This is a genomic window from Ferrimonas gelatinilytica (assembly GCF_039544205.1).
In the GTDB taxonomy this organism is placed as follows: domain Bacteria; phylum Pseudomonadota; class Gammaproteobacteria; order Enterobacterales; family Shewanellaceae; genus Ferrimonas; species Ferrimonas gelatinilytica.
In genome coordinates, this window is sequence record NZ_BAABLF010000013.1 from 195655 (window position 1) to 210941 (window position 15287).

The 15287-nt window shown below is 58.9% G+C and carries 18 protein-coding genes; 17 read left to right on the plus strand and 1 reads right to left on the minus strand.

Features of this window, described 5'->3' with window-relative positions; all coding sequences use genetic code 11:
- Positions 1-95: 95 nt before the first annotated feature.
- From nhaA to ABD997_RS10915, 6 genes are all read left to right on the plus strand, one after another.
- Complete coding sequence (nhaA, locus tag ABD997_RS10890; protein WP_345317042.1) at positions 96-1265, plus strand: Na+/H+ antiporter NhaA; 1170 nt, start codon at positions 96-98, stop codon at positions 1263-1265.
- Positions 1266-1292: 27 nt separating this feature from the next.
- On the plus strand, positions 1293-1670 hold the full coding sequence (locus tag ABD997_RS10895) for a hypothetical protein (protein WP_345317043.1): 378 nt from the start codon (positions 1293-1295) through the stop codon (positions 1668-1670).
- A gap of 10 nt (positions 1671-1680) precedes the next feature.
- Positions 1681-2592: a transcriptional activator NhaR gene (gene nhaR, locus ABD997_RS10900; RefSeq protein WP_345317044.1), complete on the plus strand. Its 912-nt coding sequence runs from the start codon at positions 1681-1683 to the stop codon at positions 2590-2592.
- Between the two features lie 66 nt (positions 2593-2658).
- Entirely contained in the window at positions 2659-3852 is a 1194-nt protein-coding gene (locus ABD997_RS10905) for a Bcr/CflA family multidrug efflux MFS transporter (RefSeq protein WP_345317045.1), read from the plus strand.
- 29 nt (positions 3853-3881) lie between these two features.
- On the plus strand, positions 3882-4148 hold the full coding sequence (locus ABD997_RS10910; RefSeq protein ID WP_345317046.1) for an FAD assembly factor SdhE: 267 nt from the start codon (positions 3882-3884) through the stop codon (positions 4146-4148).
- On the plus strand, positions 4072-4563 hold the full coding sequence (locus tag ABD997_RS10915) for a protein YgfX (RefSeq protein ID WP_345317047.1): 492 nt from the start codon (positions 4072-4074) through the stop codon (positions 4561-4563). The genes ABD997_RS10910 and ABD997_RS10915 overlap by 77 nt, the downstream gene beginning before the upstream one ends.
- Here ABD997_RS10915 and nadB read toward each other — a convergent pair.
- Positions 4533-6146: an L-aspartate oxidase gene (gene nadB / locus ABD997_RS10920; protein ID WP_345317048.1), complete on the minus strand. Its 1614-nt coding sequence runs from the start codon at positions 6144-6146 to the stop codon at positions 4533-4535. The two genes, ABD997_RS10915 and nadB, sit on opposite strands and share 31 nt — an antisense overlap.
- 200 nt (positions 6147-6346) lie before the next feature.
- Between nadB and rpoE the strand changes: the two genes are divergently transcribed.
- From rpoE to acpS, 11 genes are all read left to right on the plus strand, one after another.
- On the plus strand, positions 6347-6925 hold the full coding sequence (gene rpoE, locus ABD997_RS10925; protein WP_345317049.1) for an RNA polymerase sigma factor RpoE: 579 nt from the start codon (positions 6347-6349) through the stop codon (positions 6923-6925).
- Positions 6926-6945: 20 nt separating this feature from the next.
- Positions 6946-7530 carry a sigma-E factor negative regulatory protein gene (locus tag ABD997_RS10930; protein WP_345317050.1) on the plus strand — a complete coding sequence of 195 codons (585 nt, stop codon included), beginning with the start codon at positions 6946-6948 and terminating at the stop codon, positions 7528-7530.
- A gap of 2 nt (positions 7531-7532) precedes the next feature.
- A complete protein-coding gene (locus tag ABD997_RS10935) occupies positions 7533-8522 on the plus strand; it encodes a MucB/RseB C-terminal domain-containing protein (protein ID WP_345317051.1) in 990 nt (329 codons plus the stop codon).
- A 10-nt stretch (positions 8523-8532) separates the two neighbouring features.
- Entirely contained in the window at positions 8533-8970 is a 438-nt protein-coding gene (locus ABD997_RS10940; RefSeq protein ID WP_345317052.1) for a SoxR reducing system RseC family protein, read from the plus strand.
- 149 nt (positions 8971-9119) lie between these two features.
- Positions 9120-10913, plus strand: a complete 1794-nt coding sequence (gene lepA / locus ABD997_RS10945) for a translation elongation factor 4 (protein ID WP_345317053.1) — start codon at positions 9120-9122, stop codon at positions 10911-10913.
- A gap of 4 nt (positions 10914-10917) precedes the next feature.
- On the plus strand, positions 10918-11835 hold the full coding sequence (lepB, locus tag ABD997_RS10950; RefSeq protein WP_345317054.1) for a signal peptidase I: 918 nt from the start codon (positions 10918-10920) through the stop codon (positions 11833-11835).
- Positions 11832-12509: a ribonuclease III gene (rnc, locus tag ABD997_RS10955; RefSeq protein ID WP_345317055.1), complete on the plus strand. Its 678-nt coding sequence runs from the start codon at positions 11832-11834 to the stop codon at positions 12507-12509. The genes lepB and rnc overlap by 4 nt, the downstream gene beginning before the upstream one ends.
- Positions 12506-13411, plus strand: coding sequence for a GTPase Era (gene era / locus ABD997_RS10960; protein WP_345317056.1), 906 nt, complete (start codon positions 12506-12508; stop codon positions 13409-13411). Before rnc ends, era begins: the two co-directional genes overlap by 4 nt.
- Entirely contained in the window at positions 13398-14123 is a 726-nt protein-coding gene (gene recO, locus ABD997_RS10965; protein ID WP_345317057.1) for a DNA repair protein RecO, read from the plus strand. Before era ends, recO begins: the two co-directional genes overlap by 14 nt.
- Entirely contained in the window at positions 14101-14835 is a 735-nt protein-coding gene (gene pdxJ / locus ABD997_RS10970) for a pyridoxine 5'-phosphate synthase (protein WP_345317058.1), read from the plus strand. The genes recO and pdxJ overlap by 23 nt, the downstream gene beginning before the upstream one ends.
- Positions 14835-15215: a holo-ACP synthase gene (acpS, locus tag ABD997_RS10975; RefSeq protein WP_345317059.1), complete on the plus strand. Its 381-nt coding sequence runs from the start codon at positions 14835-14837 to the stop codon at positions 15213-15215. The genes pdxJ and acpS overlap by 1 nt, the downstream gene beginning before the upstream one ends.
- Positions 15216-15287 lie beyond the last annotated feature (72 nt).

Sequence of the window (15287 nt, forward strand, 5' to 3'; positions counted from 1 at the left end):
CAATTCGGTATTCCCGATGATATACGGAGAAAGAAACGATTTTCTCGGTAGTAAGACTCTGATTACACTCACTCTGTTATCCCTTGGAGAAGTGTATGAAGCACGCGATTAAAAACTTTCTAAGTCAGGAGTCTTCCGGTGGAATTCTCCTGATGATCGCCGTGGCCATCGCCATGGTTTTGGCTAACTCCCCGCTCAGTGATCTTTACCAGGCCTTTTTGAACGTGCCCGTGCAGGTGCGGGTCGGTGCCCTCGACATCGATAAACCGATGTTGCTGTGGATCAACGACCTCCTGATGGCATTTTTCTTCCTGTTGATTGGTCTCGAAGTGAAGCGGGAGCTCCTGCAGGGGGCGCTCTCCAGCAAGGAGAAGGCAGCACTGCCGACCTTTGCCGCTATCGGGGGTATGGTTGCCCCGGCGTTGGTCTACTTGGCCTTCAACTACTCGGATCCCGTTGCCGCCAACGGTTGGGCCATCCCGGCGGCGACGGATATTGCCTTTGCCCTGGGCGTCCTTGCCCTGCTGGGCAGCCGGGTACCCTCCTCACTGAAAGTGTTCCTCTTGGCCCTGGCGATCATCGATGATCTGCTGGCGATCATTATCATCGCGTTGTTCTACAGCGATTCTCTGTCCGCGGCCAGCCTGGCTGTGGCGGCCGCTGCGGTTGTTGCGCTGACGCTTCTGAACCAACGTGGCGTGCGTAATTTGGGCCCCTACATGCTGATCGGCCTGGTGCTCTGGGTTGCGGTGCTCAAGTCTGGTGTTCATGCCACCCTCGCCGGCGTGGTTCTGGCCTTTACCATCCCGCTCAAGAAGGATGAGAAGGGGCACTGCCCAAGCGAACATTTGGAGCATGCACTTCACCCCTGGAGTTCGTACATGATCCTGCCGATTTTTGCCTTCGCCAACGCCGGCGTGAGCCTTTCCGGAATGTCGTTAAGCGACCTGACCGCGGCATTGCCGGTCGGTATCTCACTCGGCTTACTGCTGGGTAAGCCGCTGGGTATCATGTCCTTCTCTCTTATTGCTGTGAAGCTGAAACTGGCCGCGCTGCCGGAAGGCATGAACTGGAAGGGGCTGTTCGGCGTCTCGGTGCTCTGTGCCATCGGTTTCACCATGGCGATGTTCATCGCATCCTTGTCTTTTGAGTCTGGATTGATGAATTATGGAGACTTGGCACGACTCGGGATCCTCTTGGGATCTGGCATCGCGGCGGTGGGTGGTTATTTCTACCTAAAAGCAATTCTGCCCGAGCCCAAGTAGATCCCGCTCCATGATGAGTGAGGGAAGATGAAACATGCAAAGGGATTGCTGTTGGCGCTGGTGCTCTGTGCACCAGCCTCTGCCCAAGGGCCGGACTGGTCTTACTGTGATGAAGGGTCTGCGTCGGAGCGCTGTCTTGCCTATCTCTCCGGAGTGATAGACGGGGCCTTGATAATGCGGGAGATGGCTCATCCAGAACCGTTCAAAGGCCAGTCGCTCTCTGAGCGGGCGCTAAAATATCGCGTTGGTCAACGCTTCCAGCAAGCGAACAGGGCGCTGTGCGAGCAGAATCAGCCGCAACGAGACCATATGGTGACGGCGGTACGCGATCTGGTGGCTGACGGCGAGATCCGTTCTCAGGACGATCTGAAACAGGCGTTGACGGAGCTGATGCAGTGCCCATAAGCGAGAACCCATGGCTCATCTGAATTACAACCATCTCTACTATTTCTGGATGGTGCGCAAAAAGGGTTCGGTCGCGAAAGCGGCCGAGGCCCTTTTTTTGACTCCGCAGACCGTGACCGGGCAGATCCGTCAGTTGGAGCAGCGGATGGGGGGAAAGCTGTTTAAGCGACAGGGGCGCCAACTGGTGACCTCCGAGCTTGGAGAGTTGGTGTTTCGTTACGCCGATAAGATGTACAGCCTCTCCTACGAGATGCTGGACCTACTCAATTACTCGCAGGACAGCTCCATCCTGTTCGAGGTGGGGACTTCGGATGCCCTGTCCAAATCCCTCGCCAGTCGTCTTCTTTTGTCGGTGGTACCGGATGATGGCTCAATCCACCTTAACTGCTACGAGTCCAGCGACGATGATCTTATCGAGCGACTGTCACAGCACAAGCTGGACATCGTGCTGTCCGGCAGTGACTCCGAGTCCCTGAAGTACCCCGGGATCCTCAGTAAAAAACTGGGTCAGTGTGGCGTCAGTTTTGTGTCATCCAAACCCATCGAAGGGGAGTTCCCTGCAAACCTTGCCGAGGCTCGCCTGCTGATCCCCCATCGAAGAACGGCGCTGGGTCAGCAGTTGATCCGCTGGTTTGATGAGATTGGCCTCAGTCCCAATATCATGGGGGAGTTTGACGACGCGGCGATGATGAAGGCGTTTGCCCGCCTGAGTAAAGGGGTGTTTGTGGTCCCGACCCTCTACAGAGAGGAGATCCTTGGGCGGGGCTTCGTGCTGATCGGTGAAACCGATGAAGTGCAGGAGGAGTACCACGTTATGTTTGCTGAAAGGATGATCCAGCACCCCTCGGTGCGGAGACTACTGGACGCAAACTTTGCCGATTTCTTTGCAGGTCATGAAGCCTCCCGGTTGGCTACCGATTAAATTGTCCTTGCTGTGATAGGGGTTTAGCGCGATCCTAACCGGATTGTTGTTCCCGGAAGCCACTTTTTGTCCCGTCCCTCTTACTCACTGCTTATCGCCCTGCTCGGTGCCTTAGCGGGGTTGACTCCCCTCGCCATTGACATGTACCTGCCGGCGATCCCGGCACTCTCCGAGGCGTTTGGGGCTCCGGTGGAACAGGTACAGGTCAGCGTCAGCGTTTACCTGCTGGGCTTCTCTCTCGGACAGCTCTTTTACGGTCCCATCACCGATAGCATTGGTCGGATCCCGGTCCTGCTGTTTGGCATGAGCCTCTTCACCTTGGGCAGCTTGGGTTGCGCACTCTCTGGTGACCTGGAGCAACTGCTTGGATTCCGGGCACTGCAGGCGGTGGGGGGAGCCAGTGGTTCGGTGGTGATGATGGGCATCATGCGGGACCTGTTTGGTGGTGACCAGTTCGCACGAGCCGTCAGTTTCACCATGCTGGTGATGGCCCTCGCCCCTTTAGCTGCACCGATGATGGGCGGCTATCTTCTGCTTGCCTTGGGGTGGCGCAGTATCTTTTTTCTCCTGGCCATCACCAGTTTGTTTTTGATGGTGCTTTTTTGGCGAATCATTGGCGAGACACTGCCGGCAGAGGGGCGGCCGGCTCTGGGGTTACGTTCGGCGCTGCGCGGATACGCCAAGATCCTGCGTCACCGCCTTTGCATGAGCTACCTGCTGGTGGGGATCTTCGCTTCGGGTGCCCTGTTCTCCTTTGTTACCGGTGCCCCCTTTGTCTACATCGAATTCTTTGGTGTGGCACCGGAAAATTTCGGTTACCTGTTTGGTCTGAACATCGTCACCATGATGATGGTGACGAGCCTCAATGCCCGCTACGTGGCCCGGCTGGGATCGCCGAGGATGCTGCTTTACGGCGTGTTACTCTCCGCCTTTGGTGCTTCGCTGCTGCTCGGTTTATACCTGGCTGAGGTCAGGACGCTGATGGCCGTGGTCGTGCCGGTGATGCTGATCTTCGCCCCCGTCGGGCTGGTCTCCGCGAACGCCACCAGTCTGTCCCTGCAGCAGTTTCCCCACCTTAGTGGTTCGGTAGCGGCCCTCGGCGGCTGTTTGCGCTTTGCCGGCGGGGCGATGGCGGGGATCGGAGTCAGCCTGGCGCACACCGGAACGCCTCTGCCCATGGTCGTGGTCATGTCACTGTGCTCGCTCTGTTCCGCTGGGATCTATATCTACACGAGGCGTGGTAGACTGCGGGCGGAATAAGAGATCGAGCACGATCCCAAGGAGAGAGAATGAATACTGGCCAAGAGAACGCCATTCGGCGTCTGAAGTGGGCCTGCCGTCGCGGCATGCTGGAACTGGATGTGTTGTTGGAGCCCTTTGTTGACCACGACTATGCGGAACTGACACCTGAGCAGCAGCAAGCATTTGAGCGTCTGCTGACCTGTGATGATCCTGAGCTGTTCGCCTGGTTCATGGGCCATGAGAAATGTCCGGATCCGGTTTTGGCCGCGCAGGTGGCGCTGGTCCTGGAGCGTAACCTTGCCCGCGGCGCCTGATCGCTTTCAGCCCCAACCTTCCCGACAAGCCCGATATCTCCAGATGTCGGGCTTGCTGCTGTTACTGGTATCCGTCTGGAGTTGGCCGGGACCCATCCACGCTTTCTGGTGGGTAGGACGCCTGCTGCTCACCCTGTTTCTGATGTGGCAAATTTGGCGGTCACGGACGATGATGGTGCCCCCGGCCTTCACCCTCAGCCCGGACGGGGAGGGGCGCTGGAGCGCGACTGGGGAGCGCTTTGAACTGAGCCCCGCCAGTCGCCTGCTGCCGGGGATTGCCCTGTTGCGGATAGTCTCAGGTCAACAAAGGTACTGGCACTGGTGTCACCACGACAGCTTCGAAGAGCGACACTGGCGTCGGCTCTGCCGCGCAGTCTTGGTGGCTCAGCGCCGTGGCGTCAGCACTGTCGGCTGAGCGGTCGGCAGGGGGGCCGGGTAATCCAGGGTAAAATGCAGCCCGCGACTCTCTTTGCGGGCCATGGCGCTGCGCACGATCAGCTCCGCAACCTGCACCAGGTTTCGCAGTTCCAGCAGGTCGTTGCTGATCTTAAAGTCGGCGTAGTACTGCTGGATCTCCGACTGCAACATCTCCACCCGTCTCAGGGCGCGCTGCAGTCGCTTATCGCTGCGTACGATGCCCACATAATCCCACATCAGCAGTCGTAGCTCGTGCCAGTTGTGGCTGATGACGACCTGCTCATCGGAGTCCACCACCTGACTGTCGTCCCAGGCCGGCAGGTGGTCATGGGGTTGGGGAGCCGGCTGGGAGAGTCCTTGTCCGATAGCCTGAGCCGCTGCCCGGGCAAACACCAAGCACTCCAGCAGCGAGTTGCTGGCCATCCGGTTGGCCCCATGCAAACCGGTGTAGGCGACCTCGCCGATGGCATAGAGCCCCTTCAAATCTGTGCGGCCGGTTAGATCTGTCATCACGCCGCCACAGGTGTAGTGGGCCGCCGGTACGACGGGTAAGGGATCCCGGGTGATGTCGATCCCCAACTCCAGGCAGCGCTGATGAATGGTCGGGAAATGCTTGATGATGAAATCTGCCGGCTTATGGCTGATATCGAGGTACATGCAGTCTGCGCCCAGGCGTTTCATCTCGTAATCGATGGCGCGCGCGACCACATCCCGGGGGGCCAGTTCTGCGCGCTCGTGCACGTCCGGCATGAAGCGGCTGCCATCGGGGCGTCGCAATAGGGCCCCTTCGCCACGCAGGGCCTCGGTGAGCAGAAAGTTTTTTGCCTGGGGATGGTAGAGGCAGGTGGGATGAAACTGGTTGAACTCCATGTTGGCGATCCGGCATCCGGCGCGCCAGGCCATGGCGATACCGTCGCCGGAGGCAACGTCCGGATTTGAGGTGTATTGATACACCTTGGAGGCACCGCCGGTGGCCAGAACGACAAAGTGCGCAGCGATGGTTTCCACCGTTTCGCTGTTCCGGTTCCAGACGTAGGCACCAAGCACCCGATTCTCCCCAGCTTGACCCAGTTTTTTGGCAGTGATGAGGTCCACCGCGTTATAGCGCTCCATCACCTGGATATTGGGGTGGTCCAGGACGCGCTGTTGCAGGGTCTGCTGCACCTCTTTGCCGGTGGCGTCGGCGCTGTGCAAAATGCGCCGATGGCTGTGTCCACCCTCCCGGGTCAGGTGGTAGCGACGGTGACCGCAGGCATCAGTTTCGGTATCGAAATTTGCCCCTTTACTGATCAGCCACTCGAGACTGGCTCGGGCTTCCCGGGCGGTAAATTCCACCGCCTCCCGTTCGCACAGGCCGGCACCGGCAACCAGGGTGTCCTCTATATGGGAGTCGATGGTATCGCTTTCATCGAAGACGGCGGCGATCCCCCCCTGCGCGTAGTAGGTCGAGCCATCCATCAGGCGCCGCTTGGCGATCACCATGACATCAGCGTGTTGCGCCAGCTCCAGAGCCAATGTCAATCCGGCAGCACCGCTGCCGATGACCAGTACGTCTACGCGGTGTTCGAGCCCTTGTTTCATCCGGTAAAATGCTATTTAGAAACGATTGACGTATGGTACTCCCGAACATGCCAAACTCCCAATTCCCATTACCCCTTGGCGTTTTGTGCATCGGATCATGTTTTATTACGAACTTTTTTGAAACACCGTAGTCTGAATTAGTGCGCTTGATACGAGTGGATTAAAAATCAGTAGGTTAGCTAGTAGGAGAGAGCTCTCGAGTGAGTGGGCCGACAAATGATCAGCAACTGGTCGAGCGCGTACAGCAGGGTGATAAGCAGGCTTTCAATTTGTTGGTGGTGAAATACCAGCACAAGGTGGCCAACCTGATTGGTCGCTATGTGAAGAATCCGGGAGACGTCGCCGATGTTGCTCAGGAAGCTTTCATAAAGGCCTACCGCTCTTTACCGAATTTTCGCGGCGAGAGTGCTTTCTACACCTGGCTGTATCGAATCGCCGTGAATACGGCAAAGAATTACTTGGTGTCCCAGGGACGCCGACCGCCTGCCAATGATGTCGATGCAGGGGAGGCGGAATTTTACGACGGTGCGGATGCGTTGCGTGACGTGGCGACGCCCGAGCGTCAAATGTTATCGGATGAGATCCGGCAGATGGTGTTTGCCACCATCGAAAGCCTGCCGGAGGAGTTGAAGGTGGCGGTCACCCTGCGCGAGTTGGAAGGCTTGAGCTACGAAGAGATCGCGGCAGTGATGGATTGCCCCGTCGGTACGGTTAGGTCTCGGATCTTCCGCGCCCGGGAAGCCATCGACAAGAAGATACAGCCGCTGCTGGAGCGGTAACAGAACCTAAGGTGATTATGGTGACAGTGCGTAATGAACAGGTATCGGCAATGGTCGATGGTCAGACTCACGATAGTGTGTTGGACCAGATCAGTGGCGACCCTGAAATGATGGCCCAGTGGCATCGCTACCATTTGATCGGCGATGCAATGCGGGGCGAACTGCCCCAGCAGATCCAACTGGATATTGCAGACAGAGTTGCTGCCGCCTTGGAGCAGGAGCCGGCCATTCTGGCGCCGAAAGTGGCGAAGCGTCGCTTCTCTGTTCCAGCCAATGCCATCGCCTGGGGGCAGAAGATGGGCCAATACGCCATCGCCGCCGGTGTGGCCGCCATTGCGGTGGTCGGGGTGCAGCAGTATGGCGGTGAAGGGGCTCAGGATGGCAGCCCGCTGTCGGTGCTGCAGACGACACCGATCCTGGGGGCGCCGACACCGGTTAGCTACTCCGTTCCCGGTATGGGCGCGGAGATCTCCCAGGAGCAGCGTCTCAGCGAGCAGGAAGCTCAGGAGCAGCAGCAGCGAGCTAATGCCTTCCTTCGCGACCATCTGCTTCAGCAGCGGATCAACGGCATCGTGCTCGAATCCGCCAGCGCCTCGGGTAAATAAACTTGTTGCGACTCTTTCTGATCGGTCTGGCCCTGTTCGGGCTACCCGCCCTACAGGCGGCGGAGGGTACTTCTGGTGAATTGGTCTCCGCAGATGCCGACAGCGGCGAACTTGCCGCACTCCCCTGGCTGGTTCGGATGGAGCATGCACTCAACCACGCCAACTTCCAGCTCTCCATGGTGCAGATGCAGCGGGACCAGATCCGCTCCCTGCGCTATCTGCATGGCGTGATGCCTGAAGGGCAGGTTGCGCTGCTTGAGCATCTCAATGGTCCGGTAAAAAATGCCATCCGTATCCACAACACCGTGGCCTTTCTCGAGCATGACGTCCAGCCCTATAGCGTCCGCAGCGATCGGATCCCCGGCCTGTTTCCTGGCGTCTTTGCGGGGGGGATCAATGGCCTCGAAGCGCATTACCGATTTGTAGAGGGTGGCCGCAACCGAGTGGCGGGGCGCACCGCGCAGCTGGTTCGCATCGTGCCCGCGGATCAGTACCGTTTTCAGTACCGGGTTTGGCTCGACATCGATACCGCCCTACCGTTGCGAGTCGATACCCTAGACCCGGATAACACGCTATTGGAGCAGTTGCTGGTTATCGAACTGCACCAGTTCGATAAAGCCCCGCCGCTGCTTGAGGAGCTGAGCCAGCGGAGCTGGCCTGAGGTGCTCGAAGCGCCGCGCTCGACGTTCGAGTTACGCTGGCGTTTCGGCTGGTTGCCCAAAGGGTTCACCGTCACTCACTATGACCAGCACCGCCTCCTGGGTCTGAACGAGCCGGTAGATTACATCGCCTTGAGCGATGGCCTGGCGGAGTTCTCGGTCTACATCGGCCGTGCCGGCAGGGTAGACCTGCCCGATGGACTCACCACCAGCAATGGGCTGGCGATGGCCACGGCGCAGCATGGCGAGGTCGAGGTCGTGGCCGTGGGCAAGGTGCCCTTGAGCGCCCTGGTCAATGTGGTGGAGAATATCTATCCTGCCGAACAACCCTGAGTAGAGTGCCGTGATTGAAGCTGTCGCCCGAGTGGAAGCCTGTGATGCCGGTCAGCTCACTCTGAGCTGGACCAGTCAAAGTGCATGCGGGCATTGCCAGCAGAGCGACGAGTGCGGCACCGGCATCGTTGCAAAGGCGCTGGTGCCGAAGCAAAACCGGTTGACGATGCCAAGCTCCCGGGACTATCCGGTCGGTACCCTGATTCGCGTCGGTATCGGCGAGCAGGATCTGCTGACCATCTCCGCCGCTATCTATCTTCTCCCTTTGCTGACGGGGATCCTGCTGGCTGTGTTGGCCCAATTGGCCTGGAACTCTGAAGGCTTGACCATCCTTTCGGCCCTGGCTGGCGGCGGAGTGGGTTTTTTGTTTGCCCGCCGCTGGGCCGAACGACAGCCTCGTCCCCTGGTGATTCTTGGTGAGCTTGGGCCACCGATTGAGGGTGCGTAGCCCAGCGCGCAAAAATCCGCTAAAATCGCTCCCCTTATACCGATTGCGCTCACTATGTGATCTATGGGGTAGCCTCCGGCTGCCGAGTGTCCCACATAGTGAGTACGATTGATTTTGATCACTAAGACATTTGCGAAGTAGCCGCACTGATGAAGCACATCCGAAATTTCTCGATTATCGCCCACATTGACCACGGTAAGTCCACCCTGTCTGATCGTCTGATCCAGCACTGTGGCGGCCTCTCCGAACGTGAAATGGAGGCCCAGGTTCTGGATTCTATGGACCTGGAGCGTGAGCGTGGCATTACCATCAAGGCCCAGAGTGTCACCTTGGACTACAAGGCCAAAGATGGCGAGACCTACCAGCTCAACTTCATTGATACCCCCGGGCACGTAGATTTCAGCTACGAGGTGTCCCGCTCTCTGGCCTCCTGTGAGGGGGCGTTGCTGGTAGTGGATGCCGGTCAGGGGGTTGAAGCACAGACCCTGGCGAACTGTTACACCGCCATTGAGATGGACCTGGAGGTGTTGCCGATCCTCAACAAGATCGATCTGCCTCAGGCCGATCCTGACCGGGTTGCGGAAGAGATCGAAGATATTGTTGGTATCGATGCCATGGAGGCGGTGCGCTGCTCCGCCAAGACCGGCATCGGTATTGAGGATGTGCTGGAGTGTATCGTTAAAGATATCCCCGCCCCGGAAGGTGACCCTGAGGCGCCGCTGCAGGCCTCGATCATTGACTCCTGGTTCGACAACTACCTTGGGGTAGTGTCCTTGGTACGGATCAAAAACGGCAAGCTAAAGAAGAACGACAAGATCAAAATCATGTCTACAGGCCAGGTTTGGGGCGTGGATCGGCTGGGGATCTTCACCCCGAAACAGGTCGATAAGCAGGAGTTGAACTGCGGCGAGGTGGGCTGGGTTGTCTGTGGTATCAAGGAGATCCACGGGGCACCGGTGGGGGATACCATCACCCACGCCAAGAATGGCGCCACTGAACCCCTGTCCGGATTTAAGAAGGTTAAACCGCAGGTCTACGCCGGACTCTTCCCCATCTCCTCGGAAGATTATGAGTCGTTTCGTGATGCTTTGGCCAAGCTCTCCCTGAACGATGCTTCCCTGTTCTACGAGCCGGAAACCTCGGCGGCGCTGGGCTTTGGCTTCCGATGTGGCTTCCTGGGGATGCTGCATATGGAGATCATTCAGGAGCGTCTGGAGCGGGAATACAATCTCGAGCTGATTACAACGGCGCCCACGGTGATCTACAAGGTGACCCAGACCGATGGTGAGGTGGTGATGGTGGATAACCCCTCCGGCCTGCCTGCCATCAACAAGATCGAGACCATCGCTGAACCCATTGTTGAAGCCAATATTCTTGTTCCTCAGGAGTACTTGGGGAATGTGATCACCCTCTGCATCGAGAAGCGTGGTGTGCAGAAGGATATGACCTATCACGGTAACCAGGTCGCGGTGAAGTATCACCTGCCGATGGCCGAGGTGGTGCTGGACTTCTTCGACCGACTCAAGTCCACCAGTCGTGGCTTTGCGTCGCTGGATTACAACTTTGTCCACTTCCAGGAGGAGGACATGGTCCGGGTGGACGTGATGATCAACGGCGATCGTGTTGATGCACTGGCGATGATCACGCACAAGGAGAACGCTCAGTTCCGCGGCCGTCAGTTGGTTGAGAAGATGCGTGAGCTGATCCCTCGTCAGATGTTCGACATCGCCATCCAGGCGGCCATCGGTAACCACATCATTGCCCGTTCCAACGTCAAGGCGCTGCGCAAGGATGTGACCGCCAAGTGCTACGGCGGTGACGTGAGTCGTAAGAAAAAGCTGCTTCAGAAGCAGAAAGAGGGTAAGAAGCGGATGAAGCAGGTCGGCAACGTCGAAGTGCCCCAGGAAGCGTTCCTGGCCATTTTGAAAGTGGGAGACAGCTGATCCTATGGCAACCCTGTTTTCGCACCTGTTAGTGCTTCTGACCCTGGCCACCGGATTGGTGTGGGCCTTCGATCACTACCTGCTGAGGCCCAAGCGCCTTAGCCAGGTGGCGGCCCTGGAGGCGAACGGCACCGTGGCACTGGATCCCGACAAGCGGGACGAGTTGTTGCGCGAGGGGCCCATTGCGGAAAACTGCCACGCGGTGTTTCCGGTTTTGGCGGTGGTATTGGTACTGCGCTCCTTCCTGTATGAGCCTTTCCAGATCCCATCGGGTTCCATGATGCCGACCCTGCTGGTGGGGGATTTTATCCTGGTCGAGAAGTTTTCTTATGGCATCAAGGATCCCGTCTGGCGCAAGACTTTGATGGAGACGGGGAAGCCTGAGCGGGGCGACATCGCCGTATTCAAGTATCCGCAAGACCCCAGCATCGATTACATCAAGCGGGTGATTGGCCTGCCCGGGGATACGGTTGTCTACAGTAACAAGGAGCTGTACATCAAACCGGCTTGCCCCTCAGGGCAGGGGTGCGAACCTCTGCGGGCGGTGTCCCGAGCCCTGGTCAACCGGGATGAGTTCTATCACTCTGGGGTAGCACTGCAGCGCCACCGTGAGCAACTTAGTGAGGTGACCCACGACATCCTGATCAACCCACGTCAGCGGGACCGGGTCGAGTATTACTACCCGCAACCCGGAACCCAGACCGGTGAGTTTGTGGTTCCTGAAGGCCAGTACTTCGTCCTTGGGGATAACCGGGACAACAGCACCGACGGACGCTTCTGGGGCTTTGTCGACGAATCACTGCTGGTGGGTAAAGCGGTATTTATCTGGATGTCCTTTGAGTTTGACCGCAATGCCGACAGCATCCTACCCGGCTGGATCCCGACCGGCGTGCGTTTTGACCGAATTGGAGGCCTTGAGTGAATCAGGCGAACCTGAACCGTTTGCAGGATGCACTGAACTACTCATTCAAGGATGGCAAGTTGTTGACCCTGGCGCTCACTCATCGTAGCGCTGCGGCTCAGCATAACGAACGTCTCGAGTTTCTTGGCGATGCGATCCTGTCGATGGTGATCGCCGAAGAGCTCTACCGCCGCTTTCCCCGGGTGACCGAAGGGGACATGACACGGATGCGGGCAACTCTCGTCAAAGGGGTGACCCTGGCCGAGCTCGGCCGGGAGCTGAAGCTGTCCGAGGTGATTCGTCTGGGCCCCGGGGAACTCAAATCCGGCGGCTTCCGTCGAGAGTCGATCCTGGCTGACGCGGTGGAAGCGATCTTTGGCGCTGTGTTTCTCGACGGGGGCATTGAGCAAGCCAAGCCCCTGATCCTCGCTCTCTACCAGGAGAGGCTGACCCAAATCAAACCGGGCAGTCGACAGAAGGATCCGAAAACCCGCTTGCAGGAGTACCTGCAGGGGCGCAAAAAGGCGCTGCCGGAGTACTCGGTACTGAGCGTCGAAGGGGACGCCCACGACCAAACCTTTACTGTCCGTTGTGATGTCGATGGTCTGTCTGAGCCAGTGATTGGCCGGGGAGGCTCCCGTCGCAAAGCCGAGCAGGCTGCGGCCGCTCAGACCCTGGAGCTCCTGATCCCATGACCGATAAAACATACTGTGGCTTCGTGGCCATCGTTGGCCGACCCAATGTGGGCAAATCAACCCTGCTCAACCGCATCCTGGGCCAGAAAATCAGCATCACCTCCCGCAAGCCGCAAACGACCCGGCACCGCATCATGGGGATCCACACCGAGGGTGCGTATCAGACCATCTTTGTGGACACGCCGGGATTGCACAAAGAGGAGAAGCGCACCATCAACCGCCTGATGAACCGGGCGGCGGCCAGCTCCATCGGCGATGTGGAGATGGTGATCATGATGGTCGAGGGCACCAAGTGGACCGAAGACGACCAGATGGTGCTCAATAAGATCAAGCGGGGCGCCGGCGGACGGAAAACCGTCCTGGTGGTCAACAAAGTGGATCAGGTTCAGGACAAGGCGACCCTGTTTCCGCACCTGCAGTGGCTGCAGCAGCAGTTTCCCTTTGACGCCATTATTCCGATGTCTGCCGGTAAAGGGGATGACCCGACCCAGCTGGTTAAGATGGCTCAGGAGCTGTTGCCTGAAGGGGTTCACTACTTCCCCGAGGACTATGTCACCGACCGCAGTCAGCGCTTCATGGCGGCAGAGATCCTAAGGGAAAAACTGATCCGCTTCCTCGGCGACGAGCTGCCCTACTCTCTGAACGTGGAGATAGAACAGTTTGCCGTCGATGAGAAGGGCACCTACCACATCAATGCCCTGATCCTGGTGGAGCGCAACGGCCAGAAAAAGATGGTGATCGGCAATAAGGGTGAGAAGATCCGTACCATCGGTCAACAGGCCAGGATCGACATGGAGGAGCTGTTCCAGACCAAGGTCTATCTCGAGACCTGGGTCAAGGTTCGGTCCGGTTGGGCTGATGATGAGCGTGCCCTACGTAGCCTGGGCTATGGTGACGACTGAGTCACTGCAGCGGGCTTATCTGCTCCATGCCCGCCCCTACCAGGAGAACCGGCTATTGCTGGATCTCTTACTTGAGGAGGGGGGACGTATCGCAGCCGTTGCCCGCGCCGGTGGCCGCAGCGGTCCTGCCAAGAGGGCCCAACTCCAACCTTTTCGTCCCCTGCTGGTCGGCTTAACCGGCCACTCCAGCTTACGCACCCTGGCGCAGCTCGATGCGCCGTCGCTCCCCCTCCCCCTGACCGGTGACGCCTTGTTTGCCGGTCTCTATCTCAACGAGTTGTGTCAGCGCCTGATCAAAGAGGGGGATCCTCTCGAGGGGTTGTTTGACAGCTATCACCAGGCGCTGGTCGCCCTGGCATCGGAGTCGCCCCTCCAGCCGACGCTGCGCCATTTTGAGCTGCAACTGCTGCAGGCCCTGGGACACCTGCCTCCCTTGCACTATGATGCCCAGGGCGTTGATATCGTTGAACAACAGCATTACGCTTGGCGCGTTGGCATGGGCCTGATGGCCACGGCCCAGACAGGTAGGGGCTACCAGGGGGCGATGTTACTGAATTGGCAGGCCCAAAGGCTTGCCGATGAGGAGCAGCTACGCCAGGCCAAACACCTGATCCGTTCCATCCTACGCCCGTTACTGGGGAACAAACCCCTGCATAGCAGGACGCTATTTGAGAAACAGCGAGGACGACATGAGCATTCTTCTGGGCGTTAACATTGATCACATCGCCACCCTCCGACAAGCCCGGGGCACCGCTTACCCGGATCCCGTCCATGCTGCCGCCATTGCGGAGCAGGCCGGTGCAGATGGCATCACGGTTCATCTTCGGGAGGATCGCCGTCACATCATCGACAGGGATGTGGAGCTGCTGGCCCTGACGCTGAAAACCCGGATGAACCTGGAGATGGCGGTGACCGAGGAGATGCTGGCTATCGCCGAGCGGATCCAACCGACCTATGTCTGCCTGGTGCCGGAGAAGCGCGAGGAGTTGACCACCGAGGGCGGCCTGGATGTGGCGGGTCAACAGGGGAAGATCACCGATGCGGTGGCCCGCTTGGCGGCCTGCGGCATCAAGGTATCGCTGTTCATCGATGCCGATCCCAAGCAGATAGACGCGGCTGTGGCGACCGGCGCTCCCTTTATTGAGATCCATACCGGTGCTTACGCCGATGCCGAGTCCGATGCCGAGCAGGCGGCTGAGCTGGCCCGCATTGCCGAGGGGGCCCGTTATGCGGCGGGGCAGGGCCTGGTGGTGAATGCCGGCCATGGCCTGCACTACCACAACGTCAAGCCCATCGCCGCCATCCCCGAGTTTTATGAGCTGAATATCGGCCACGCCATCGTTGCCCGGGCTGCTCTGGAGGGGCTGGCCCCGGCAGTGAGCACCATGAAGCGGCTGATGCAGGAAGCGCGGCAGGGGATCTGATGGCGATTATCGGGCTGGGCACCGATGTGGTGGAGATCCTGCGTATCGAAGAGCAGGCTTCGCGCCTCGGCGTACGGTTTGCCCAGCGGATCCTGACGCCCAGCGAGCTGGAGCAGTGGCGCACTCACAAGGCGCCATCACGCCTGCTGGCAAAGCGTTTCGCCGTCAAGGAGGCGGCGGCCAAGGCGCTGGGCACCGGGATTGGACGGGGCGTCTCTTTTCAACATATCGAACTGCGTCACAACGAAGCCGGCGCGCCGCTGCTCCACCTCAGCGGTGGCGCCGCCGAGCGCCTGGCTGTCCTTGGCGGGCGCCATTGCCATGTCAGCCTGTCCGACGAACGTGACTACGCCGTGGCCACGGTGATCCTGGAAAGTTAGGTGAGCTGGGCCATTGTGGCCGCTGAGTGCTGGCACCTTTAGGGTTGCCTCAAAGCCCTGAAAACCGGAGAG